Source organism: Pseudomonas sp. TH39(2020) (genome assembly GCF_016650715.1).
Lineage (GTDB): Bacteria > Pseudomonadota > Gammaproteobacteria > Pseudomonadales > Pseudomonadaceae > Aquipseudomonas > Aquipseudomonas mandelii_C.
In genome coordinates this window covers 131,626-153,729 of sequence record NZ_JAEKFF010000006.1, presented here as the reverse complement: position 1 = coordinate 153,729, position 22,104 = coordinate 131,626, and the positions used below count along the sequence as shown (strand labels likewise).

Here is a 22,104-nt window from a genome sequence, read left to right as displayed (position 1 = left end):
TACAGGGGTAATTCTCTTTGGATGCAGCATCCTACACATCTGTGGCCCGGACAAAAATGATAATTTTCAAGTCGGTCACGTAACGGTGAGATGGTTTGCCATTGCGCGACTGGGTGCTATCACTGCATGTAAGACGCTGCCTACTCTGTTTAAAGAATAGTCTTACAGTAATTAGGAAGTGTCAGAAATTTGTGGGGTTACGCAATCATGGTGGTTAAGTTATGGAACTATTTGAATATCCAAATGATTGGTTGGGGAAGAATCATTTAATTACACAGATGTTAATTTATTTGATTAATTAAATGGAATTTTCTGGTAATAAATCTACCGGTCCACCCTGTATAGCCGTCACCCAATCCTGGTTGAGGGCAAGAGACGGGCGCTTTCTTACCCTCGCAAGGAGCACCAGCATGAAAAAGATCACCTCAATCGCAATCGAACCGTCAGGCCTTCCGGCCGACGACACCGTCGATTCATCCAGTCCCGCCAAAGTCACCGAACAACTCGTCAGCGTGCCCCTGCGCACTCACACACGTCCCGCATCTGCCAGCTATTTCTTCGCCGTCGTTCCGGATGTCGACACGGAATCCCTGCTCTGTCACGCCTCTGAAACCCTCGCTTCGCTCAGTGTCATGGCCACCGATCTCGCCCGTGAACTGGAAGGCCCTCGTCGCCATGTCATTGTGGGTATTCAGCAACTGTCCGCGCTGGGCGAGTTACTGGTCAATCGAGCGCTGGACAACCTGGAGCCGCCCCGGGGATCGTCTGAAGGTCGTCCAACTGCCAACGTTGAATAATCGTGTGCCTTTACCCAATGGAGGTTTTTCATCATGGATCGATACATGCCTATCACTGGCATCGACTGCAACATCCCATCATTGCTGATCGACACTGAAGCACCCCTGGACGTGTTGCATGAAACCGCGGCCTACCGCATTCGTACCGCAACGCAACTGCTGGAGAGCATTGCGTTTGGCGAAGGTGTCCACAGTGAGCTGGCGCGGGTGTTGGTGACTTCACTGCGCGATGGCTGTGATTTGATGGATGTCGTCGGACGACGATTGCAGGGGCAGGTTTCAGCGTAGAAAAAAGGGCGCCTTTCGGCGCCCCGTTACAAACAGGTCGGCTGGTCGTTGTCCAGCTACCCATGCACAGGGTCACCAGCGGGCGCGCTGTTTGGTTTGTTCTATTACTTGCTGATTGGCGGTGGGCCGATGCTGGCAGCCTGGGGACAGGCGTTGGGCGAAACCCTGATGCAGTGCGGCGCGTTGATGTTGCTGTTGGCGAGTTCAGGCTGCAAACGTTGGCCGCCGTCCAGTTAAGAGAAATGTCGCCAGACACCGCCGTCGCGAGTTAGTCCGCTTGTATGGTGGGACTCGAAAGGAGGAGAACATTCTATGCTGCAACGCAACCTTGCCTTCAGGTGCCGTTCTTGAGCAACTGGCTGAGCGCCTCCAGCTCACTTTTTTCCAGATCGGAAACCAGCACAAATCGCATGTGGTTTTCTTGCCAGAACACGACGTTAAAGCCGCGTACCGTCTGACTCTGTCGCGGCTTGTCCGCCTCCTGCGTGGGCAGGATAAACACATTGATAATGTGCTTGGCGCGCCCATAGCTTAGGGCCGCCGTGGTCTGATGTTGCAGGTAATCCAGCCGCCCACCCAACAACGGAAAACCCTGTGCCGAGTAATCGAATACGGGCGGCGAGAAGTCGAGCTTGCCGGTGAACCAAGGTTTCACGGTATGGCGGTCGGACGAAACCACATCGTTCAAATGCTCGCCCATCAACGAGCGGACATGGCTGGAGACCGCCTCATCCATCAACGGCTGTTCACCGCCCGGGGTGACGACATACAGCATCACAGCCAAGGCCAGCGCTGTCGCTGAAAAAACAGGCGCGAACCACTTCCGCCAACGTTCCACGGCCCGGGGTTGAGGTGCAACAGGGGCGAATAGGTTGGCGGTCAACGACGCCGGTGCCGAGTAATACGGCGCATGTCGCTTCACGCTGACCTGTAATAGCCGCGCCTGATCATGCAACCGCGCGCACTCGGCACATTCGGCCAAATGCCCGGCGACCCGGGCAGCCATCACCGTATCCAGTTCCTTGTCCAGATAGCCATGAACCAGCGTCTGGCAAGCCGTGCAGTCGAGTTCATTCATGATCATGTAACTTCAGTAGTTCGAGTTTGAGCATGGCGCGAGCCCGGGCCAGTCTCGACATGACGGTGCCGATGGGGATGTCGGCCACCAAGGCGATGTCCTTGTAGGGCATGTCTTCGAGCTCCTTGAGAATAATCACCTCGCGAAATACTGGCGGCAGGGCGCACAGGGCCTGTTGGACAAGCGCCGCGTTTTCCGTGTGAATGGCCAGCAACTCCGGGGTTTGGCCGTGACTCAACGCGGCATCGTCTTCGGGCAGTTCATCGCCGATGGCTACCCAGTGGTGGCCGGCCGAGGCCTTGAGCCAGGTGTAGCTTTCGTTACGCACGATGGTCAGAAACCAGGCCTTGGCATTGCCGTCGGCGAAACGGTGCAAGAATCTGAAGGCCCGCAGGGCGCTTTCCTGCACGACGTCGCGCGCGGCGCTGTCGTTACCGGTGAGCCAGCGCGCGAGGTTGTAGGCGGCGTCCATGTGGGGCGCAAACAACTCCTCAAATCGCTTCATAGTGATTCCCGTAACGTCCCACCCCTATAACTGTCATTCGCTGTGTTTTATTCCCGAGGAAAAAATAATTTTCCGACGTGGAATAAAGACTCGTCCCGCAAGGTTGTATCTCGTGTCAGCTACATCACTGTAGTCCGCTAGCGAGGGCACACCGATGGACATACATACGAAATACGAACGACGCACCGACGGTCCGCTGAACCCCGACCGCCGGACACTGCTCAAGTGCTCCGCGTGGGCCGGAGCCGGCGTGATCTGGGCCTTGAGCGGCGGCATTCCACGGGCCTTTGCGCTGGACGATTCCGGCAACGTCTCCGACCCCAAAGCGCTGGCCAGCACCTTCCACTTTGTGCAGATCAGCGACTCGCACATCGGTTTCAACAAGGAGGCCAACCCGGAACCGTTGAAGACCTTGCAGGTGGCCATCGACAAGGTCATCGCATTGCCGAAACGGCCATCGTTGATCCTGCATACCGGCGATATCACCCACCTGTCGAAACCGGAAGAATTCGATACGGCCGCGCAACTGCTCAAGGGCCTTCCGTCCAACGTGCACTACGTGCCGGGCGAGCACGACACCCTCGACGAGGGCGGCGGAAAACTCTATCTGGAGCGTTACGGCAAGGGCACCAAAGGCAATGGCTGGTACAGCTTCGATGACCATGGCGTGCATTTCATCGGGCTGGTGAATGTCTTCAACTTCCAGGCTGGCCATGAAGCGACGCTTGGCGCCGATCAACTGGCCTGGCTGGCCGATGACTTGCGCGCCGTGACGAGCAGCACGCCAATCGTTGTGTTTACCCATATTCCGTTGTGGACGATTTATCAGCCGTGGGGTTGGGGCACCGAGGATGGCGATCAGGCGATTGCGATGCTGCGCAAGTACGGTTCGGTGACGGTGTTGAACGGGCATATCCATCAGGTCATCCAGAAGGTGGAAGGCAATATCACCTTCCACACCGCCCGCGGCACGGCTTATCCACAACCTGCACCGGGTACGGCGCCGGCACCGGGACCGATGACGGTGGCGGCTGATCAACTGCGCAATTATTTAGGGCTCACCGATGTGCGAGCGACGCAGGGCGAGCATCCGCTGGCGCTGATCGATTCGACACTGGTTTAGCGGAGGAACTGGGATGAAAACGCGACTGTTGGCTGTTGTCTGCCTGATGCTGTCGATGCCGGTGTGGGCTCAGGAGGTGAAAATCGATATCAAGGAGTTCATGTTCGGGCCCAAGGATTTGAACGTGGCCGTGGGCACCAAAGTGACGTGGGTGAACGACGACCAGATTCCGCATACGGTGGCGGAAACCCACAAGGTGTTTCGCTCTGGGGCGTTGGATACGAATGACAGCTTTTCCTGGGTATTCAACACGCCGGGGGAGTTTGAGTATTTTTGTGCGCTGCACCCGCAGATGATCGGGAAGATTGTGGTCAGCCAGTGATGCCGCAAGAAACTTGCGATAGATCCAGCTGAAGAAACCCTAACCCCCTGGGAGTAGGCTCGCTCTCACATTTGATCCATGTCGTTCACACATTTTGTGTTCACTGAAGATCCCTTGTGGGAGCGAGCCAGCTCCGGGCGGCGATCCGACGAAGCTTTCAGACCTTCAACACCTTCCCGCCAATGGCCACCGCCACCAGCAACACCGCCATCAGCCCGAAGGCAAAACTCAAACTGCTGCCATGGGCGATAAACCCGATCAACGCAGGCCCCGCAAGAATCCCGGCATAACCCAGTGTGGTAATCGCCGGCACAGCGACGCTTTCGGGCATCACCGTCTGTTTGCCCACCGCGGTGTACAACACCGGCACAATGTTCGAACAACCCACCCCCAACAATGCATAACCCATCAGCGCCGCTTCCCAACTAGGGGCGAAGGTCGCCACAAACAGGCCCGCTGCGGCCGTCAACCCACCGAACACAATCACCCGGGTTGCGCCGAGACGACGCACGATCGAATCACCGGTCAAACGGCCGACGGTCATGGTCAACGCAAACGCCGCGTAACCCAGCCCCGCATAAGCGGTGTCGATCCCGCGCTCCTGCGCCAGGAACACCGCGCTCCAGTCGAGCGCCGCGCCTTCGGCGAGGAACACGATGAAACACATTCCGCCGATGAACAGCACGATGCCATGGGGAACGGCAAACGCCGGCCCCGAACTTTCGCTGCCGTAAGGCAAGAGGTGCGGCGCGGCCTTGGCCAGGGCGATCAGCAGCATCACGATCACCACCAGCGTTGCTCCCAGCGGTGAAACCCCGAAGCCGAGCAGGGCGCTGACACCCGCCGCACCGACAATCCCGCCCAGGCTGAACAACCCATGGAAACCCGACATCATGGTCTTGCCGCTGGCCCGTTCGACGATCACCGCTTGCAGGTTCACCGTCGAATCCACCGTGCCCAACCCCGCGCCGAACATGAACAACGCAGCAATCAACGCCGGAATCGACGACACCGTTGCCAACAGCGGCAGGGCCGCACAGATCAGCAACACCCCGGCGCTCACCACCCGGCGACAGCCAAAACGCGTGGCCAGAAGCCCCGCCATCGGCATCGCCAGAATCGACCCCACCCCCAGGCACAACAGCAGCAAACCGAGCGTCCCTTCATCCAGCCCGGCCCGAGCCTTGGCGTAGGGCACCAGCGGCGCCCACGCGGCGATGCCGAAGCCGGCAATGAAAAAGGCGATGCGCGTGGACATCTGCTCCAGGCGTCCGGGAACAAATGCGGTTTGGGTGTTGAGGTTGGTCATATCAATCCTTGGCAAAAAACGTCGCGTATCCAAGGGACAGTGATCGACCTGCGAGGGTTCGATCAGCGTACGCTCAAGTTCGCGGTCAGGCAGGGTGACATCCTTGCACAGCCTGACCCTCCATCGCGAGTGCGGCTGTCAGTGCCCTTCGCACAATCCGCGCAGGTGTTCGTCGCGCACTTGCAGAATCTCGAACAAACCCAGCGCTCTTAGTGCCGGCAAAACCTCGATGATGTCCTGCTCGGCCAGACGCCGTTGTTCTTCGCTGGCACCCGGATCGGCCAGCCTGCGCGCATTGATCAGAAAAGCCCCGACCGTGCCTTTGCGCACAGCGATGCCATTGAATTGGCCTTGGTCGAGATGGTCGGGAAGCAGGTCTTCAGCGCGCATAAGGGTGTCCCTCTGTTGAATGAGTGTTCAGCCTAAAGCGATGTTCATGGCTAAACTGCGTCATCCAGGTCATTCGATAACGTAGAACTGCCAATGGTTAAACCGCTGATATCCACCGAGCTGGCGCAGTCTTCCACGGCGGCGCGGGTGATCGCCGTCACTCAGGACAGCCCGGTCGAGCGCCAAAGTGCCTTGCACCAGCATGCCCGCGGCCAATTGCTGGGGGCACGGCGCGGTTTGTTGTCCGTAGATGCGGCAGATCATCATTGGGTGGTGCCGGCCACCCACGCGGTGTGGATTCCGCCGGACTGCCTGCACGGCCTGCGCTCCCACGGCCCGTTCCATGGCTGGAGCGTTTATGTGGCGACGCCGGCCTGTGCCGAGTTACCGGAGCAGCCGTGCATCATCGCCACCTCGGGCCTGCTCCGAGAGGCCGTCGACCGGGCTGCGACTTGGAGGGAGGGCGCACTTGATGAGCGACAGGAACGGATCGCCCAACTCATTCTCGATGAAATCGCCGCGTTGCCCGCCGAGCCTTTCGGCCTGCCGCTGCCCCACGATCCGCGATTGCGCCGGATCACCCAGGCGCTGGTCGATGACCTGGCAGACAACCGCTCACTGGAGCAATGGGCGCAGTGGGGGGGTGTGTCGGCGCGAACCCTGGCCAGACGCTTCGTTAGCGAAACCGGCTTCACCTTCAGCCAATGGCGCCAGCGCGCTCGGTTGTTGCGCGCGCTGGAGCTTTTGGCGGCAGCGGTGCCGGTGACGACCATTGCGCTGGAACTGGGTTATGAAAATGTCAGCGCGTTTATTGCGATGTTTCGACGAACGTTCGGGGTGACGCCGGGGCGGTATTTCATCGCCGGACATTGACGCCTAAAGTACAGGCACTTTCTGGCTGACTTCAGGACCGATCCATGACGCCGTTCTACGATGCTCGAGGCAATATCTATGCGGTTGTGGCGCCTGACGCCGTGCGCCGGGGAGGTATCGATCTACCCGAGCAGGCCAGTCGCGCTGCGCAAATCCGTGCGGCATGGACGGTTTCGGCTATCGAGGCCTTCTGTGGCTGGGCACCCGGTACACAACCGCCAGGCAGCAAGGATCATCGCTGCGACGGTTTATTGGTCGGGCCGTTTCAAGCCTCGCCACCGTTTGACCTGCTGATCGTCAACACCGACGGCACGCTCGCCGAGCGCAGTGGCAACGGGTTGACGATTTTCTCTCAGGCCCTGAGTGAGCAAGGGCTGCTGCCGAGGGACGAGGTTTGTTTGCTCAGGGTTCATCACGATAAGGCTGATGCGGTTTCGCCTGTGGACACTTCGGTGAAACCGGTCGAGATCGAGGGTGTGAAAGGGTTCTGGCTGGATCTGGGCAAACCCTCGTTCGGGCCTGACGCTGTGGGGGCTGAAGGGGTTGAAAGCGTGCGGCTGAACGGTCGCGACGTCAGCCATGTGCAGCCGTTATCGGGGCTTGATCCTGCCTGGTCTCGAAGCCAGTTCGTGCGCATCGGCAATCCACATTGTGTGACGCTTTTAGAGAACGCCGATGCATTGCCGAGCAATGAGCAGATGCGCGAACCGCGGTTGTCCGAAGGGCTGACGCGTATCGCTTACGCCATGCCGGCCGGGGCGGGGGAGCCGTGTGCTGCTGGCGTGAATCTGCAATGGGCGATGCTTGAGTCTGAAGGGCGAGTCGTCGCACGGGTATTCGAGCGCGGAGAGGGGCCGACGGCGTCGTCGGGCACCAGCGCCAGTGCGGTGGCTTGCGCGGCGTGGCGGGTGGGGTGGGTCAGTGTAGGGGAGGTAAAAGTCGTCATGCCCGGCGGTACTGCACCGATTCTTCTGGAGGAAGAGCAGGGTGAGTTGAGTCGGGTCAGGTTGTTCGGTACGGCGCGGTTGATGGGGTGAGTTCAAGATTGCCTTCGCGAGCAGGCTCGCTCCCACAGTGGATCTGAGGTGTACTCAGCGTTTGTGTCCACTGGAGATCCAATGTGGGAGCGAGCCTGCTCGCGAAGACGTCAGCCCAATCAACGCAAATCTCAGCTCTGATCGCCGAAGAACTCGACCACCGGCATCTGCCGCTTCATCAACACCTTGCCATCGCGCACCGAATACAGCGGCAGGCCCTGACTGCGGATCACCTCATAATCGCTGTCCGCCGACAGAATCAGCAAATTCGCTGGCCGCCCGCGTTCCAGTCCATAACGGTCACCCAGGTTCATGGCCTTGGCGCTGTTGTCGGTGACCAGGTCTAGCGCGCTTTGCAGGTTGCGGTAACCGAGCATGTGGCAGATGTGCAGGCCGGCTTCGAGCACCCGCAAGATATTGCCGTTGCCCAGCGGATACCACGGGTCGACGATCGAATCCTGGCCGAAACACACGTTCATCCCGGCTTCGAGCAGCTCGTTGACACGGGTCACGCCACGGCGTTTCGGGAAGTTGTCGAAGCGCCCTTGCAGGTGAATGCTTTCGGTGGGGCAGGAGACAAAACTGATCCCCGAATGCCCGAGCAGACGGAACAATTTGGCGCAGTAAGCGTTGTCGTAGGAGCCCATGGCGGTGGTGTGACTGGCGGTCACCCGCGAGCCCATGTCGCGGCTGCGGGCTTCTTCGGCCAGCACCTCTAGAAAGCGTGAGTGCGGGTCGTCGGTTTCATCGCAGTGCACGTCCACCAGGCAACCGGTGCGCTCGGCGAGGTCCATCAGGAATTTCACTGAACTCACGCCTTGATCGCGGGTGTACTCGAAATGCGGAATGCCGCCGACCACATCGGCCCCCATGCGGATCGCTTCTTCCATCAGCTCGCGACCGTTGCGGTACGACTCGATGCCTTCCTGCGGGAACGCAACAATCTGCATGTCGATCAGGTGACGGCTTTCCTCGCGCACTTCAAGCATCGCCTTGAGCGCGGTGAGCTGCGGGTCGGTGACGTCGACGTGGGTACGCACATGCTGGATGCCGTGTGCGGCGAGGGTCTGGATGGTTTTCTTGGCGCGGGTTTTGGTGTCCTCTTCGGTGATCGTCACCTTGCGCTCGCCCCAGCACTCGATGCCTTCGAACAGCGTGCCGCTCATGTTCCAGCGCGGCTCGCCGGCGGTGAGCGTGGCGTCGAGGTGGATGTGTGGCTCGACGAAGGGTGGCACCACCAGGTTGCCGCCGGCGTCCAGATCATCGGGCCCCAGGGTCGGCGCTTCGGTCTGTCGGGCGATGTTGCTGATCAGGCCGTTTTCCAGGTGCAACTCATGCAGGCCATCTTGGTTGCGCAGGCGGGCGTTGATGATGTGCATCAGGCGAATCCTTTTATAGATCTTGTAATGGTGCGTTGGCAGTACGGGCACCCAGCACGCCGGTCAGTAACACATACGTTAACGCGGCAGCGGCAATCCCTACCAGCGGCGCGACCCACGGTGAACTGAACGCAGCAACGGTGCCGACCGCGTAGGCGCCCAGGCCAGACCAATTGAACGCCGGCAAGCGGGCATCGGCCAGACGTGGATATTGACCACGATAGCGGTAGAAGAAGTCCGCCATGATCACGCCGCCAATCGGCGGGATCACGGTGCCCAGCAGAATCAGATAGGGCACCAGCATGTCGTACATACCCAGCAGCGCCAGCAGGGTGCCGATCACCGCGCCCGCCAGGGTCACGGTCTTGCGACGGCCGGTGCGCAGCAGGTTGCAACCGGCGACGGCGAAGTTGTAGATGGTGTTGTCCTGGGTGCTCCAGATATTGAGTAGCAACATCGCCATCGCCGCCATGGCGAAGCCTTGCAACAGCAACACTTCGACCACGTCCGGTTGCTGGTAGACGATTGCGCCATAGGCACCGATCAACACCATCAGGCCGTTGCCGATGAAGAAGCCGATCAGGCTCGCCAGCACCGCCACGCGTGCCGAACGGGAGAAACGCGTCCAGTTGGTTGCCTGGGTCGCACCACTGACGAAGGTGCCGAACACCAGGGTAATCGCGGTCGACCAATCCAGTGTTCCCGTCGGGACTACTGCGAGCAAACCCTCGAGCCCGCCGATCTTCACTGTGGAGACCCACATCGACAGCATCAGCAGCAACATCATCGCCGGCACGGCGATGTACGACAGAATCTCCAACCCGCGATAACCGACGTACGCAGTCGCGCAAAACATCAGGCCGAACAGCACCATCAACCCGAGAACGGTGCCCTCGCTCAATTCGAAATACTTGCCCAGCACCACGGCGGCAGTGGCCGTGCCCCAGGCGTACCAGCCGATCTGGGTAAAACCGAGGATCAGGTCGCTGAGCTTGCTGCCCACTTCACCGAAGCAAAAGCGTCCCATCAAAACCGAATTCAGGCCGCTCTTGAAGGCGATGTAACCCAGGCCGGCGGCGTAGATCCCCAGCAGCAGATTGCCGACGACAATCACCGCCATCATCTCGCCGAAACTGAACGCCACACCCAGCTTGCCGCCGGCAAACATGGTCGCGGTAAAAAAGGTGAAACCCAGCAGCACCATGGCCGTTGAGGCCAGGCCTTTGCGGGCATGCATCGGGACTTCGCTGAGGGGGTAATCGTTGCCGGGATCGTTCTGCGTCATGGGGCGTTCCTTGCTGAATGAGTGACGCGGGGGCATGTTGCAGTGGTCGTGCCAAGCGTGGGGTGGTGGAGTTATTTATAGCCGAGCGGGGGGATTTGGCTCGGGGAGGGCTCGAAAGCGGTGCACCTGAAGGATCACAGAACCCATGTGGGAGCGAGCCTGCTCGCGAAAGCGGTTAAACATTCAACACTGAGGTCGACTGACCCGGCGCTTTCGCGAGCAGGCTCGCTCCCACAGGGGTGTTGGTTTCTTCAGGGGGATTTGTGTTGCGGCAGAAACCGCAGTAGCGCCGCGACAATCGCTTCCGGCGCATCTTCCTGAACCAGATGCCCGGCATTCGGAATCGCCTGAAACCGCGACCCCGGAATCATCTGATGCAACGCCTGCCCACGTTCAATGGGAATCCACTGATCGTCTTCCCCCCACAGAATCTGCACCGGACAACGAATCGTCGGGTACAGCCCTTCGGCCTCACGGGTATAGCGCTCGTCCATCTGCGCGATCTGCCGATAGAACGCCGCTTGCCCCGGATCGCCGAGCCACGGCTGCACGTAAGGCGCGAGTTCATGATCAGGAATCTCGCGCTTGATCGCCCCCCGAATATAGGTCGGCACAATCGCCCGCTGAATGTAATCGGGCAGGCCACTGAATGCCGCCTCATGCTGACGTACATGCTGCACAAACGGCGAACCCCAAGGCGTCAGCGCCACCGGGTCAATCAGTGTCAGGCTGCGGTAGTCCTTGCCGTTCAGCAGATGGGCCCGCAACGCGGTGGCGCCGCCGAAGTCGTGAGCGACGACGTCTGGTCGCTGCAGGCCCCAGTGATCAAGCAAGTGAGCCAACAGGTCGTTCTGCACACCCAGTGACACATCGCCCTCGATTTTCTCCGATAGCCCATAACCCAGCAGGTCAAAGTAATGCACCCGATGGGTGGTGATGAAGTGCGGCGCAATCCGATGCCACACGTAGGAAGAGAAGGGCGTGCCATGCACGAACACCAACGGCGGACCGTCGCCCCGCACGGCGTAGCGAACGGAGTGCCCGTTGAAGCGATAGGTCTGAGGCAGCGGCCAGTCAGTCATTGGGGGTGTCCTCTTGGCGTGGGGGAGCCAAAAAGCATAGGCATAAAAAAACAGCCATTGAAGGCTGTTTTTATATTCACTGACGAAACGCAGTTCACTGTGGGAGCGAGCCTGCTCGCGAAAGCGGTGTGTCAGTCATGCATTTGGCGACTGATAGATGGCTTTCGCGAGCAGGCTCGCTCCCACAGGAATTTTCATCGGCGTTTAGATCGGCTTACTCGCCGTGATAGATGCAGCCGCTGGTGCACGTCTCGTGAATGCGGATCGCGCTGAGCTCCGGCAGCAGAGGCTTCAATTCCTTCCAGATGAATTTGGCCAGCACTTCACTGGTCGGGTTTTCCAGACCGGGAATGTCGTTCAGGTAGTTATGGTCCAGGCGTTCATAGAGCGGCTTGAAGATCGCCTTGATTTCCGAGAAATCGCGGATCCAGCCCGTGTGCGGATCGAGGTCGCCGCTCAGGTGGATCGCCACTTTGAACGAGTGACCGTGCAGACGACCGCACTTGTGGCCTTCCGGCACGTGGGGCAGGCGGTGGGCAGATTCGAAGGTAAATTCTTTGAAAATTTCCAAGTGGTTTCAGCTCTGTCAGGTGGCGATCGCCGCGGCGATATGGGCAGGCGGCGAGTTTAACAGTTTGCGTTTGGCGTTGCGGGAAAACACTGACTAAAGGGTCAGCAAGCGCTCCCCGAGGCGACCGCTGGCAGCCAGTTCGAGGAACTCATCGCCCATACGACGGCTTTCATCCATCGTCGCGCGCCAGTATTTCTGCCGGCTCGGGGCATCGCCCATGAAGCGTTTGAAGTCGTTGCGGTCCGGGAGTTTGCCGTAGGGCAGGCGCGCCAGGTAATGCTTCGACGGCGCCAGCAACAGGACATCCTGCAAGCGCGCAGGACACGCGCGGCGCCATGGCAGGGTCTTGTCGAACCAGCCGGGAATCACCCGGTCTGTGAAATGCGGATAGAGCACGATGTCGTTGCCGCTGTAGGGCAGGTCGAGGTGATAGTCCAGCAGACCGCCATCGCGAAACGTCCCGGCCCCGGCCCCCGGCAAATCACGCACGCCTTCCATCACCATCGGGATCGAGCCCGACGCAAGCAAGGCCTGGCGCAGGTTGCCGGCCTCCAGCGCAACGAAGCGCGAGGGGAAATCGTTGAGTGCATTGACCGGCGGTGCCAGGCGCGGATCGTGAATGATCAGCCGTTCGAAATGTCGCGACAGCCGCGCGCGGCCCCGCAGGTTGTCGGCGATCACCGATGACAGGCCCAGCCCCAGTCGGCCGCGATGATCGTCCGCCAGCAGGCCGTGGCTTTTGACCACCATGATGTTCAGTCGGTAATGAGCGTTGTCCAGAATCGAGGCATCGCGGCCATCAAGCAGCTCATCGAGCATGCGCCGGGAGCTCTGGCTGATCTGCGCCATGGTCACGCCCTTGGCGAAGTTCTGTTCGGTGTAGAGGTGACCGAGGCGGCGGATACCTTCGGCGGCATCCGGCAGACACGCGCTGGCAAAGCGCCAGGAACCCACCGAGGCACCGATCAACGAGCGCTCCCGCGGTGCCGCCGGCAGCCATTCACCGAACAACGCCAGGTCCAGACCTTGAATCCCCAACGCCTTGGGACCACCGGCGGCACCCGGCAGTGTGCCGACATCGGCCGCGCTCAAACCGTTTTCACGGATGCGCGCCAAGGCGCGAGGGCCGGCCTTGAGGATTAAGGAGGGGAACTTGATGTGGATAGCGGTCATACCGGTCTCGATGTCTGGCAAGCGGGGGATTATAGACATGCACAATCAATGTGGGAGCGAGCCTGCTCGCGATTGCGGTAGGTCAGCCAGCATTAATACCGACTGATACACCGCAATCGCGAGCAGGCTCGCTCCCACAGGTTTTGCGTATGCCTGCGATGTCGTGTTGCCATCCCCAATGATGGCAATTCAGTTTCAATTAAGTTCGCCCCGTTAAGGTGCACTCCTTAGGCAACACATAAAAAAATACGGAGACACCCCATGAAAATCCTGACTGCCCTGTTCACCGCGTCCATCATCGGCATGACCGCCAGTATCGCCCACGCTCGCGACCTCGGTCCCGACGAAGCCCTGAGGCTGCGCGACGCTGGTACCATTGTGTCTTTCGAGAAGCTCAACGCCACCGCTCTGGCCAAACATCCCGGCGCCAAGATCACCGAAACCGAGCTGGAAGAAGAGTACGGCAAGTACATCTATCAGGTGGAATTGCGCGACCCTCAGGGCATTGAGTGGGACCTGGAATTGGACGCCGTCAGCGGGCAGGTTCTCAAGGATCATCAGGATACGTAATGAAGGTGTTTTCTTTTTCACAGCGGTGCACGAGAGGTCGAATGGCTCTGGTGCTTCTGGCTTTTTGCTCGGTGGCCATGGCCCGCGACCTGGACCAGGACGAAGCCCTGCGCCTGCGTCAACAGGGTGTGATCCTGCCGCTGGAGCAGATGTTGCAGCAGGCGCTGGACCGCTATCCCGGGGCCAAATTGCTGGAAGCCGAGCTTGAAGAGAAACATGACGTCTATGTTTATGAAGTCGAGTTGCTGACCACCGAAGGCGTGGTCCGCGAACTGGACCTCGACGCCACCACCGGCCAGTTACTGAAAGACAAGGAAGATTGATCGATGCGTTTGCTTCTGGTGGAAGACCATGTGCCGCTGGCCGACGAACTGATGGCCGGCCTCAACCGTCAGGGTTACGCCGTGGACTGGCTGGCCGACGGTCGCGACGCGGTGTATCAGGGCAGCAGCGAGCCTTATGACCTGATCATCCTCGACCTCGGCCTGCCGGGTTTGCCAGGGCTCGACGTGCTGACGCAATGGCGGGCCGCTAACCTGTCGACGCCAGTGCTGATCCTCACCGCCCGTGATTCCTGGGCCGAACGGATCGAAGGTCTCAAGGCCGGCGCCGACGATTACCTGACCAAGCCCTTCCACCCCGAAGAGCTGCACTTGCGCGTCCAGGCGCTGTTGCGCCGTTCCCATGGTCATGCCAACCAGCCGACGCTCAAGGCTGCCGGACTGCACCTGGACGAAGGCCGCCAATGCGTGACCCGCGACGGCGCCGACATCCAGCTCACCGCCGCTGAATTTCGCCTGTTGCGTTATTTCATGCTGCACCCCGAGCAGATTCTGTCCAAAAGCCACCTCGCCGAACACCTCTACGACGGTGAAACCGAGCGCGATTCCAACGTGCTCGAAGTCCACGTCAACCACCTGCGGCGCAAACTCGGGCGCAGCGTCATCGAAACCCGTCGCGGCCAGGGTTACCTGTTCGGCGGGCAAGCCCAGTGAGGTCGATCCAGCGCCGCTTGAGTCTGGGGCTGATCAGCGTGATGGTGATCGTCGGCCTGGTGCTGGCGCAGACCAGCCTGTGGCTGTTCGAAATGGGTTTGCAGCGCTACCTCGAAGCCGGGCTGCGCGACGACAGCGAAAACCTGTTGGTGGCGTTGGTGCGTGGGCCGCAGGGTTTGCAGCTGGATGAGCGGCACCTGTCTCCGGCCTATCAGCGACCGTTTTCCGGGCATTACTTCCGCATCGATTTTGCCGACAGCCATTGGCGCTCCCGTTCGCTGTGGGATCAGGAACTGCCGCGTCTCGACCATGCCGGCCTGCACAGCAACCTGCAGTTGGGGCCGGAAGGCCAGCAATTACTGGTGCTGCGTTCAGACTATCGACGGCTCGGCCAATCGATTTCCATCAGCGTGGCCCAGGATTACACGCCGGTGCGCGAGAGTTTCCGGCGTATGCAGCAAGTCGGTCTGGGGCTTGGTTTGACGGGGCTGCTGCTGATTCTGCTGCTGCAACGGATTACGGTTCGCCGAGCCTTGCGCCCGCTGGAAAAGGCGCGTGAGCAGATCGCCCAGTTGCAGCAGGGCCAGCGCTCGCAACTCGATGATCAGGTGCCGGTAGAGCTTGAACCGCTGGTGGCGCAGATCAACCATTTGCTGGCGCACACCGAAGACAGCCTCAAGCGTTCGCGCAATGCGCTGGGCAACCTCGGTCACGCCTTGAAAACCCCGCTGGCGGTGTTGTTGAGCCTGGCCTCAAGCGAGAAGCTCGATGCGCATCCGGAGTTGCGCAAGGTAATTCAGGCGCAGCTGGAACAGGTCCAGCAGCGACTCAATCGCGAGCTCAATCGCGCACGGTTATCCGGCGATGCGTTGCCGGGGGCGTTGTTTGATTGCGATGCTGAATTGCCGGGGTTACTGGCGACGTTGAACATGATTCATGGTGAGCATCTGGGCCTCCGCTACGGTGCACCGGCCGGTTTACAACTGCCTTGGGATCGCGAGGACTTGCTCGAACTGCTCGGAAACCTGCTGGACAACGCTTGCAAGTGGGCGGACGCCGAGGTTCGGTTGAGCGTGGTCGAGACCGCCGAAGGGTTTGAGTTAAGCGTGGAAGACGATGGACCGGGGATTCCTGAAAACCAGCGCGATCAGGTGTTCAGCCGGGGTACGCGACTGGATGAACAAACTGAAGGACATGGGTTGGGATTGGGGATTGTGCGGGACATCGTCGATACGTGGGGCGGGGTGTTGCGGTTGGAGGAGAGTGAGTGGGGTGGGTTGAAAGTGGTGATTGAGTTGCCTAAGCGATAGAACTTGATATCCCCCCCTCACCCTAACCCTCTCCCCGGGGGGTAGAGGGGACTGACCGAGTTGTTTTTTAGATACTCAGCGACCGAGGAAATAAAGTCGAACTCAGGTTTGGAAGCCAATGGAGATCGGCACCCTTTCCCCCTCTCCCACTGGGGAGAGGGCTGGGGTGAGGGGTGGCTCTATATGACACCCCACAAAGGTCAGACGCGGAATTGATCCATCAAACTCTGCTGCTGATTCGCCAGGCTATTGAGCGACTGACTCACCCGCGCCGATTCATTCGCCTGCCCCGACAGCGACTCCGTCACATCCCGAATCGTCGCCACGTTGTTGTTGATCTCCTCGGCCACGGCGCTTTGCTCTTCCGCAGCACTGGCGATCTGCAGGTTCATGTCGCTGATTACCGTCACCGCCTCACCAATCTGCCGCAGAGCCGTCACCGCCTGACCCACCTGTTCGACACTGCCCTGAGCCTGACGATGGCTATTGTTCATCGAACCGACCACGTCCTGAGTGCCGCTCTGCAACTGCTCAATCACCAGACGGGTTTCTTCGACAGACTCCTGGGTCCGGCGTGCGAGGTTGCGCACTTCATCGGCCACCACGGCAAAACCGCGCCCGGCTTCACCGGCACGAGCAGCCTCGATGGCGGCGTTGAGCGCCAACAGGTTGGTCTGTTCGGCGATGGCCCGAATGACTTCCAGCACCGAACCGATCTTCTCGCTATTGGCCGCCAGGCCTTCGACCTGGACCATCGCCGCGCTCATGTCGGCGGCGAGGTTGTCGATGCTGGCGGTGGTGCGGTCGATCACGGTCAAACCGCGACGGGTGGCCTGATCGGCATCCCGCGCCGCCTGTGCCGCTTGTGCTGCACTGCGCGCGACGTCTTGAGCGGTGGCGCTCATTTCGTGGGAAGCGGTAGCGACCTGATCCACCTGACGGTATTGCTGCTCCATGCCGGCGCTGGTCTGGGTGGCGATGGCGGACGACTGATCCGCCGTGCTGCGCGCGTCCTGCACCGAGCGTTTGACCTCGGCAATGATCGGTTGCAGCTTGTCGAGGAAGCGGTTGAACCAGCCGGCCAATTGGCCGAGTTCGTCCTTTTTGTCGTAGGCCAGGCGGCGGGTCAGATCGCCTTCGCCGCTGGCAATGTCTTCGAGCATGTGCGCCACACCCAGGATCGGCCTGGTCACGCTGCGGGCCATCAGCCACACCAGCAACAGGCCAATCAACGCGGCCAGCACACCCAGGCCGAGTTCGACCAGGGTGTCGGCGGTGTTGCTTTCATCGAGTTGCTTTTTCAACGCATCGGCGGGGCCGACCAAGACTTTCTCCGGCACCTCGAGCAACACGCCCCAGGACTTGCCACCGGGAATCGGCTGGAACGGCGACAGCACTTTGAGCTGTTGATTGTTGTGCAGGCTTTCGGTCTTGCTGCTGGCGGCGAGCATGCGGATCAGCTCGGCACCGTTGGTTTTGTCCACAGTGTCCAGGCGCTGGCTGAGTTTGCTGGCGTCCGGGCTGTAACCGGCCAGCAAACCGACCGGGCTGATGATGCTGACGTTGGTCTGGCCGTCATAGAGCTTCTTGCTCGCACCCTGGCTGACGGCTTGCAGGCTGTTGAGGTTGATGTCCACCGACAGCGAAGCGATGACCTTGCCGTTGACCATCAGCGGGAAAACGATGCTGGTCATCAGCACGTTCTGGCCGTCGATCACGTAGAAGTAGGGTTCGATCACGCAGGGCTTGAGGGTCGTGCGCGGGCAGGTGAACCAGGCGTTGGCCGGTTCGCCGCTGGGGCCGGTGCTGGTGTCGGCCATGTCGCTTTCCGGTAGCGCCATCGACGTCACCTTGCCAGGCACAGGTTGCGACCAGTACAGGGCAAAACGGCCCTTGTCGTTGCTGCCCAGTTCGGCCTGGCCGGCGAACAGATCGTCCTTGCCGTCCAGCGCGTTGGCTTCGAACACCAGCGAGAGGCCGAGCAGTTCCGGGTTGGCTTGCAGGGCCGACTTGACCTGACGCGTCAGGTCCTCACGCAGGTCAAAGGCATCGAGGAAGCGCTTCTCGGCCTGGTCGCGCAGGAACAGCACCTGACGCGAAAAGCCGTGGCCATATTGATAGGCATCCATGAACTGCTGGCGAATCCCCAGCGCCTGGTTTTCACCCTGGGATTCGATCCGGGCCTGGGCCGCTTCGGTGAGCATCTCCATGCTGGAGGCTTTCACCATCTCGGAGCTGTGCTCCATGCGATACAGCGAAAGACCCACCAGCAGGGTCACGATGCCGGCCAGGCACAGCCCGGCCAGCAGGGTGATTTTCCATTGAATGGAAAGTTGTCTGAGCGACATGGAGACGTCCTTTATTCGATAAATATCTGAGACTTTGCACTGTAACGGCCGCGATTCGGCTTTCTTTATCCGCGCGATTAAATAAGCCATCACACAAAACCTGTAGCAGCTGGCGAAGCCTGCGTTCGGTTCGGGCCGCGTTCGGACGCAGCAGTCGTCAAGCCTGCGCATACGGTACTTCTGGTACAACCCGTCGCCTGATTTCACGACTGCTGCGCAGCCGAACGCAGGCTTCGCCAGCTGCTACAAGGGATCGTGGTCGCTTTGACAAGGCGTTAATGGTCCGGCACAGTGCGCGCCCTCTAATAAAACCCTCTCATTTAATCCGCTGGCGGCTCTTTGCAGACTGCCGGCCGGACTCTTTCCGTTTGCCTTGAGGTAACGATGATTAATGCTGTAATTGCCGCGGTCGGCGTCATGCTGATCCTTAGCCTGTCCCGCGTGCACGTCGTAATCGCGCTGATCGTGGGTGCCCTGGTGGGTGGTTTGACCGGTGGCCTGGGCATCGACGCGACACTCAAAGCCTTCAACAGTGGCCTCGGTGGCGGCGCGACGGTCGCGTTGTCCTACGCATTGCTCGGCGCTTTCGCGGTGGCCATTGCCAAGTCCGGCCTGGCACACGCCCTGGCAGACAAAGCCTTGCTGATGGTCGACCGCCAGCACGCCAGCGGCGGCGGCCAGGTCAAATGGTTGTTGATCGGTTTGCTGTGGGTGGTGGCCATCGCGTCCCAGAACATCTTGCCGATACATATCGCCTTTATTCCGCTGCTGGTGCCGCCACTGTTATATGTGCTGACCAAGTTGCAGCTGGACCGCCGACTGATTGCCTGCGTCATGACCTTCGGCCTGATTACGCCGTACATGTTCTTGCCCGTGGGCTTCGGCAACATCTTCCTGAATGAAATCCTGCTGGCCAACGTTGCCCGTAGCGGGGTGGACATCAGCGGCATCAACGTCACCCATGCCATGGGGATTCCGGCCTTGGGCATGGTCGTCGGGCTCGTGGCAGCGTTCGTCAGCTACCGCAAGAAGCGGGTTTACGATCTGGAAAAGATCGAGCAAGTCGAACAGGTCGCGGTGCAGTACAATCCGCTGAGCCTGATGGTCGCCGGTCTGGCCATCGCGGTGGCGTTCATCATTCAGCTGTTGCTGGATTCGATGATCATTGGTGCGCTGTCAGGCTTTCTGATTTTTTCGGTGTCGGGGATCGTGAAGTGGCGTGAAACCGACGACCTGTTCACCGAAGGCATGAAGATGATGGCGATGATCGGTTTCATCATGATCGCCGCGTCCGGTTTTGCCGAGGTGATGAAAGCCACCGGCGAGGTGCAGACACTGGTCGAAGCCTCGGCTTCGTGGATCGGCCACAGCAAAGGCATTGGCGCGTTGCTGATGTTGTTGGTCGGCCTGTTGGTGACCATGGGCATCGGTTCGTCGTTTTCCACTGTACCGATACTCGCCGCGATTTTTGTGCCGTTGTGCGTGCAACTGGGCTTCAGCCCGATCGCGATCGTGTGCATCGTCGGGACTGCCGGCGCGCTGGGCGATGCCGGTTCGCCGGCGTCGGACTCGACCCTCGGCCCGACTTCGGGCCTGAACATCGACGGCCAGCATCACCACATCTGGGACACCGTGGTCCCGACCTTCCTGCACTACAACATTCCGTTGCTGGCGTTCGGCTGGGTGGCAGCGATGGTCCTCTAAACCGGCCCACCTATGATCGTTCCCACGCTCTGCGTGGGAATGCCTCAACGGACGCTCCGCGTTCGGCTCTTGATGGGACGCGGAGCGTCCCGGGCTGCATTCCCACGCAGAGCGTGGGAACGATCAAACATTGACCGCATTCAACTTTTGATCCGGCGTGCCGTTAAAGCCTATAACCACGCCAATAAAATCAAAAGAGTGAACCGTCATGCGCATGAGCCTGAAGGCTAAAGTCCTGTCCCTTGCCGTTCTCCCGGTGTTGCTCTTTGCGCTGGTCATCAGCCTGACCACGTTGTTCATTCTGCAGGAGCAGGCCCGCAAGGAAGTCGAGGAAACCCGCCAGCGCCTGCTCAGCGATGCCAAGGCAACGCTGCAAAGCTACGTCGCCGTGGCCATGACCACGATCAAACCTCTTTACGATGCGGCCGCCCCCGGTGATGACGCGGCGCGAGCCCAGGTGGTCAAGTTGCTGTCGAGCATCACCTACGGCAAGGAGGGCTACTTCTTCGGCTACGACTCCAACACCGTGCGCCTGTTCAAGGCCAACAGCCCTGAAGGCGTGGGCCAGAGCTTCAAGGACAACCGCGATCCGAATGGCGTCTACGTCAACCGCGACCTGGTGAAAGTCGCCAAGGACGGCACCCACTACCTGCAATACAGCTCGCCGCTGCCCGGCAACACCCAAGTGCTGGTGCCGAAACTGGGCTACACCGAATACCTGCCGAAGTGGGACATGGCGGTCGGTACTTCCGTGAACCTCGACGGTATCGAAGCGCAAGTCGCGCTGGTTCAAGCCAAAGTTCAGGAGCGCATGGAAGGCGTGGTGCTGAGCATCGTCGGGATTGCCGCCGTGGTGCTGTTGGTGATTGCCGCTGCCGGGATGCTGCTGGCCAACACCATCTTGCGTCCGCTGAACCTGATGAAAGCCAATCTCGATGACATCGCGGCGGGCGAGGGTGACCTGACGCGTCGCCTCACCATCACCAGCCAGGATGAACTTGGCGAACTGGCCGGCTCGTTCAACCGCTTCGTCGACAAGATCCACGGCCTGGTGCGCCAGATCACCGAAATGACTTCACAACTGACCGGGCTGGTGAATCAGGTCTCCGACCAGGCGCAGCGCTCGGATCAGGCCATGGAGCGTCAGCGTCACGAGACCGATCAGGTCGCCACGGCGATCAACCAAATGTCCGCTGCTGCTCAGGAAGTGGCGAAAAGCGCGCAAAACGCCGCGGTGGCTGCCCAGCAGACCGACGAAGAAGGCCAGGCTGCCAAGCGAGTGGTGGCCGGCAGCATTGTGAAGATTCATGCGTTGGTGGACGACATTCGCAGCAGCGGCGTGTCTCTGGACAGCCTGCAAAAAGACGTCTCGTCGATTGTCAGCGTGCTTGGGGTAATCCGTTCGATTGCCGAGCAGACCAACCTGCTGGCACTCAACGCCGCCATCGAAGCCGCCCGTGCCGGTGAAGCCGGTCGTGGTTTTGCCGTGGTGGCCGACGAGGTTCGAGCGCTGGCCAGTCGCACGCAAATCAGCACCCAGGAAATCCAGGGCATGATCGATCGCTTGCAGGCCGGCACTCAGTCGGCGGTGGAAGCAATGCGCCGTTCCAGCGAGGCCGGCGATGGCACGTCGGCGCAGGCCAACGAAGCGGGTGCATCGCTGGACACCATGGCCCAGCTGATCGGCACCATCAACTCGATGAACGCGCAGATCGCCAGCGCCGCCGAAGAGCAGACCGCCGTGGCCGAAGAGATCAACCGCAGCGTGCATCAGATCGCTGTGGCCGTAGACAGTGTCGCCGACGAAACCCAACTCGGTGCCCAGACGTCCCGCAGCCTGGCCGACCTCGGTCAGCGCCTGGGCAAGCTAGTCGGGCAGTTCCGTATCTGACACCCCGAAGAACCTGTGGGAGCGAGCCTGCTCGCGAAAGCGGTCTGTCAGTCACACAGATGTGGCCTGTACCG

The 22,104-nt window shown here is 60.3% G+C and carries 23 protein-coding genes and 2 pseudogenes; 14 read left to right on the top strand and 11 right to left on the bottom strand.

Annotation, left to right across the window (positions count from 1 at the left end; translation table 11 throughout):
* The first annotated feature begins 410 nt into the window (after positions 1-410).
* Genes JFU47_RS08605 through JFU47_RS08595 form a run of 3 tightly spaced genes read left to right on the top strand, consistent with a single transcriptional unit; the run spans position 411 to position 1,322 of the window.
* On the top strand, positions 411-797 hold the full coding sequence (locus tag JFU47_RS08605; protein ID WP_201182485.1) for a DUF6124 family protein: 387 nt from the start codon (positions 411-413) through the stop codon (positions 795-797).
* 33 nt (positions 798-830) lie between these two features.
* Positions 831-1,085 carry a hypothetical protein gene (locus tag JFU47_RS08600; RefSeq protein ID WP_033061103.1) on the top strand — a complete coding sequence of 85 codons (255 nt, stop codon included), beginning with the start codon at positions 831-833 and terminating at the stop codon, positions 1,083-1,085.
* Between the two features lie 48 nt (positions 1,086-1,133).
* On the top strand, positions 1,134-1,322 hold the full coding sequence (locus JFU47_RS08595; RefSeq protein WP_274609986.1) for a hypothetical protein: 189 nt from the start codon (positions 1,134-1,136) through the stop codon (positions 1,320-1,322).
* 97 nt (positions 1,323-1,419) lie between these two features.
* On the opposite strand, the gene JFU47_RS08590 is transcribed toward JFU47_RS08595, so the two are convergent.
* Together JFU47_RS08590 and JFU47_RS08585 are read right to left on the bottom strand one after the other, a co-directional pair.
* Positions 1,420-2,163: an anti-sigma factor family protein gene (locus JFU47_RS08590; RefSeq protein ID WP_201182483.1), complete on the bottom strand. Its 744-nt coding sequence runs from the start codon at positions 2,161-2,163 to the stop codon at positions 1,420-1,422.
* Entirely contained in the window at positions 2,156-2,668 is a 513-nt protein-coding gene (locus tag JFU47_RS08585; protein ID WP_123368393.1) for a sigma-70 family RNA polymerase sigma factor, read from the bottom strand. Before JFU47_RS08585 ends, JFU47_RS08590 begins: the two co-directional genes overlap by 8 nt.
* 154 nt (positions 2,669-2,822) lie before the next feature.
* Here JFU47_RS08585 and JFU47_RS08580 point away from each other — a divergent pair, with 154 nt between their 5' ends.
* Positions 2,823-3,791, top strand: a complete 969-nt coding sequence (locus JFU47_RS08580; RefSeq protein ID WP_140680260.1) for a metallophosphoesterase family protein — start codon at positions 2,823-2,825, stop codon at positions 3,789-3,791.
* Between the two features lie 13 nt (positions 3,792-3,804).
* Positions 3,805-4,113, top strand: a complete 309-nt coding sequence (locus tag JFU47_RS08575; RefSeq protein ID WP_140895009.1) for a cupredoxin domain-containing protein — start codon at positions 3,805-3,807, stop codon at positions 4,111-4,113.
* Between the two features lie 157 nt (positions 4,114-4,270).
* Here JFU47_RS08575 and JFU47_RS08570 read toward each other — a convergent pair whose 3' ends face one another.
* Together JFU47_RS08570 and JFU47_RS08565 are read right to left on the bottom strand one after the other, a co-directional pair.
* Entirely contained in the window at positions 4,271-5,422 is a 1,152-nt protein-coding gene (locus JFU47_RS08570; RefSeq protein ID WP_140680258.1) for an MFS transporter, read from the bottom strand.
* A gap of 138 nt (positions 5,423-5,560) precedes the next feature.
* Complete coding sequence (locus tag JFU47_RS08565; RefSeq protein WP_201182481.1) at positions 5,561-5,812, bottom strand: hypothetical protein; 252 nt, start codon at positions 5,810-5,812, stop codon at positions 5,561-5,563.
* Positions 5,813-5,905: 93 nt separating this feature from the next.
* On the opposite strand from JFU47_RS08565, the gene JFU47_RS08560 reads away from it, so the two are divergent.
* Together JFU47_RS08560 and JFU47_RS08555 are read left to right on the top strand one after the other, a co-directional pair.
* The gene (locus JFU47_RS08560) at positions 5,906-6,685 is read left to right on the top strand and encodes an AraC family transcriptional regulator (RefSeq protein WP_201182479.1); all 780 of its coding nucleotides are present in this window, start codon (positions 5,906-5,908) and stop codon (positions 6,683-6,685) included.
* A gap of 44 nt (positions 6,686-6,729) precedes the next feature.
* Positions 6,730-7,722: a diaminopimelate epimerase gene (locus tag JFU47_RS08555; protein WP_201182477.1), complete on the top strand. Its 993-nt coding sequence runs from the start codon at positions 6,730-6,732 to the stop codon at positions 7,720-7,722.
* Positions 7,723-7,853: 131 nt separating this feature from the next.
* Here the strand turns inward: JFU47_RS08555 and codA are convergent, their stop codons facing one another.
* From codA to JFU47_RS08530, 5 genes are all read right to left on the bottom strand, one after another.
* Complete coding sequence (gene codA / locus JFU47_RS08550) at positions 7,854-9,101, bottom strand: cytosine deaminase (protein ID WP_123368400.1); 1,248 nt, start codon at positions 9,099-9,101, stop codon at positions 7,854-7,856.
* A gap of 13 nt (positions 9,102-9,114) precedes the next feature.
* Entirely contained in the window at positions 9,115-10,386 is a 1,272-nt protein-coding gene (gene codB / locus JFU47_RS08545) for a cytosine permease (RefSeq protein ID WP_201182475.1), read from the bottom strand.
* Positions 10,387-10,637: 251 nt separating this feature from the next.
* The gene (locus tag JFU47_RS08540) at positions 10,638-11,468 is read right to left on the bottom strand and encodes an alpha/beta fold hydrolase (protein WP_140680251.1); all 831 of its coding nucleotides are present in this window, start codon (positions 11,466-11,468) and stop codon (positions 10,638-10,640) included.
* 214 nt (positions 11,469-11,682) lie between these two features.
* Positions 11,683-12,039: a 6-carboxytetrahydropterin synthase QueD gene (queD, locus tag JFU47_RS08535; RefSeq protein ID WP_008152165.1), complete on the bottom strand. Its 357-nt coding sequence runs from the start codon at positions 12,037-12,039 to the stop codon at positions 11,683-11,685.
* A gap of 93 nt (positions 12,040-12,132) precedes the next feature.
* Positions 12,133-13,212: a patatin-like phospholipase family protein gene (locus JFU47_RS08530; protein WP_201185175.1), complete on the bottom strand. Its 1,080-nt coding sequence runs from the start codon at positions 13,210-13,212 to the stop codon at positions 12,133-12,135.
* A 261-nt stretch (positions 13,213-13,473) separates the two neighbouring features.
* Here JFU47_RS08530 and JFU47_RS08525 point away from each other — a divergent pair, with 261 nt between their 5' ends.
* Genes JFU47_RS08525 through JFU47_RS08510 form a run of 4 tightly spaced genes read left to right on the top strand, consistent with a single transcriptional unit; the run spans position 13,474 to position 16,087 of the window.
* Positions 13,474-13,782: a PepSY domain-containing protein gene (locus tag JFU47_RS08525; protein ID WP_201182473.1), complete on the top strand. Its 309-nt coding sequence runs from the start codon at positions 13,474-13,476 to the stop codon at positions 13,780-13,782.
* A complete protein-coding gene (locus JFU47_RS08520) occupies positions 13,782-14,105 on the top strand; it encodes a PepSY domain-containing protein (RefSeq protein WP_140680249.1) in 324 nt (107 codons plus the stop codon). The genes JFU47_RS08525 and JFU47_RS08520 overlap by 1 nt, the downstream gene beginning before the upstream one ends.
* A 3-nt stretch (positions 14,106-14,108) precedes the next feature.
* Positions 14,109-14,777, top strand: coding sequence for a response regulator transcription factor (locus JFU47_RS08515; RefSeq protein ID WP_140680247.1), 669 nt, complete (start codon positions 14,109-14,111; stop codon positions 14,775-14,777).
* Positions 14,774-16,087, top strand: coding sequence for an ATP-binding protein (locus JFU47_RS08510; RefSeq protein ID WP_201182472.1), 1,314 nt, complete (start codon positions 14,774-14,776; stop codon positions 16,085-16,087). Before JFU47_RS08515 ends, JFU47_RS08510 begins: the two co-directional genes overlap by 4 nt.
* 200 nt (positions 16,088-16,287) lie before the next feature.
* Here the strand turns inward: JFU47_RS08510 and JFU47_RS33550 are convergent, their stop codons facing one another.
* Complete coding sequence (locus tag JFU47_RS33550; RefSeq protein ID WP_403145802.1) at positions 16,288-17,043, bottom strand: methyl-accepting chemotaxis protein; 756 nt, start codon at positions 17,041-17,043, stop codon at positions 16,288-16,290.
* A gap of 102 nt (positions 17,044-17,145) precedes the next feature.
* A pseudogene (locus JFU47_RS33545) lies at positions 17,146-17,292 on the bottom strand (HAMP domain-containing protein); the annotation flags it as partial.
* A 1,530-nt stretch (positions 17,293-18,822) separates the two neighbouring features.
* Between JFU47_RS33545 and JFU47_RS08500 the strand changes: the two are divergent.
* From JFU47_RS08500 to JFU47_RS33535, 3 genes and pseudogenes are all read left to right on the top strand, one after another.
* On the top strand, positions 18,823-20,139 hold the full coding sequence (locus JFU47_RS08500) for a Na+/H+ antiporter NhaC family protein (RefSeq protein ID WP_201185173.1): 1,317 nt from the start codon (positions 18,823-18,825) through the stop codon (positions 20,137-20,139).
* Between the two features lie 208 nt (positions 20,140-20,347).
* A pseudogene (locus JFU47_RS33540) lies at positions 20,348-21,124 on the top strand (cache domain-containing protein); the annotation flags it as partial.
* 84 nt (positions 21,125-21,208) lie between these two features.
* Positions 21,209-22,030 carry a methyl-accepting chemotaxis protein gene (locus tag JFU47_RS33535; protein WP_371922184.1) on the top strand — a complete coding sequence of 274 codons (822 nt, stop codon included), beginning with the start codon at positions 21,209-21,211 and terminating at the stop codon, positions 22,028-22,030.
* Positions 22,031-22,104 lie beyond the last annotated feature (74 nt).

Coding starts and splice junctions, on each gene's coding strand:
- JFU47_RS08605 (WP_201182485.1), top strand. CDS start 411: ATGAAAAAGATCACCTCAATCGCAATCGAACCGTCAGGCCTTCCGGCC.
- JFU47_RS08600 (WP_033061103.1), top strand. CDS start 831: ATGGATCGATACATGCCTATCACTGGCATCGACTGCAACATCCCATCA.
- JFU47_RS08590 (WP_201182483.1), bottom strand. CDS start 2,163: ATGAATGAACTCGACTGCACGGCTTGCCAGACGCTGGTTCATGGCTAT.
- JFU47_RS08585 (WP_123368393.1), bottom strand. CDS start 2,668: ATGAAGCGATTTGAGGAGTTGTTTGCGCCCCACATGGACGCCGCCTAC.
- JFU47_RS08580 (WP_140680260.1), top strand. CDS start 2,823: ATGGACATACATACGAAATACGAACGACGCACCGACGGTCCGCTGAAC.
- JFU47_RS08575 (WP_140895009.1), top strand. CDS start 3,805: ATGAAAACGCGACTGTTGGCTGTTGTCTGCCTGATGCTGTCGATGCCG.
- JFU47_RS08570 (WP_140680258.1), bottom strand. CDS start 5,422: ATGACCAACCTCAACACCCAAACCGCATTTGTTCCCGGACGCCTGGAG.
- JFU47_RS08565 (WP_201182481.1), bottom strand. CDS start 5,812: ATGCGCGCTGAAGACCTGCTTCCCGACCATCTCGACCAAGGCCAATTC.
- JFU47_RS08560 (WP_201182479.1), top strand. CDS start 5,906: ATGGTTAAACCGCTGATATCCACCGAGCTGGCGCAGTCTTCCACGGCG.
- JFU47_RS08555 (WP_201182477.1), top strand. CDS start 6,730: ATGACGCCGTTCTACGATGCTCGAGGCAATATCTATGCGGTTGTGGCG.
- codA (WP_123368400.1), bottom strand. CDS start 9,101: ATGCACATCATCAACGCCCGCCTGCGCAACCAAGATGGCCTGCATGAG.
- codB (WP_201182475.1), bottom strand. CDS start 10,386: ATGACGCAGAACGATCCCGGCAACGATTACCCCCTCAGCGAAGTCCCG.
- JFU47_RS08540 (WP_140680251.1), bottom strand. CDS start 11,468: ATGACTGACTGGCCGCTGCCTCAGACCTATCGCTTCAACGGGCACTCC.
- JFU47_RS08530 (WP_201185175.1), bottom strand. CDS start 13,212: ATGACCGCTATCCACATCAAGTTCCCCTCCTTAATCCTCAAGGCCGGC.
- JFU47_RS08525 (WP_201182473.1), top strand. CDS start 13,474: ATGAAAATCCTGACTGCCCTGTTCACCGCGTCCATCATCGGCATGACC.
- JFU47_RS08520 (WP_140680249.1), top strand. CDS start 13,782: ATGAAGGTGTTTTCTTTTTCACAGCGGTGCACGAGAGGTCGAATGGCT.
- JFU47_RS08515 (WP_140680247.1), top strand. CDS start 14,109: ATGCGTTTGCTTCTGGTGGAAGACCATGTGCCGCTGGCCGACGAACTG.
- JFU47_RS33550 (WP_403145802.1), bottom strand. CDS start 17,043: ATGGAGCAGCAATACCGTCAGGTGGATCAGGTCGCTACCGCTTCCCAC.
- JFU47_RS33535 (WP_371922184.1), top strand. CDS start 21,209: ATGACTTCACAACTGACCGGGCTGGTGAATCAGGTCTCCGACCAGGCG.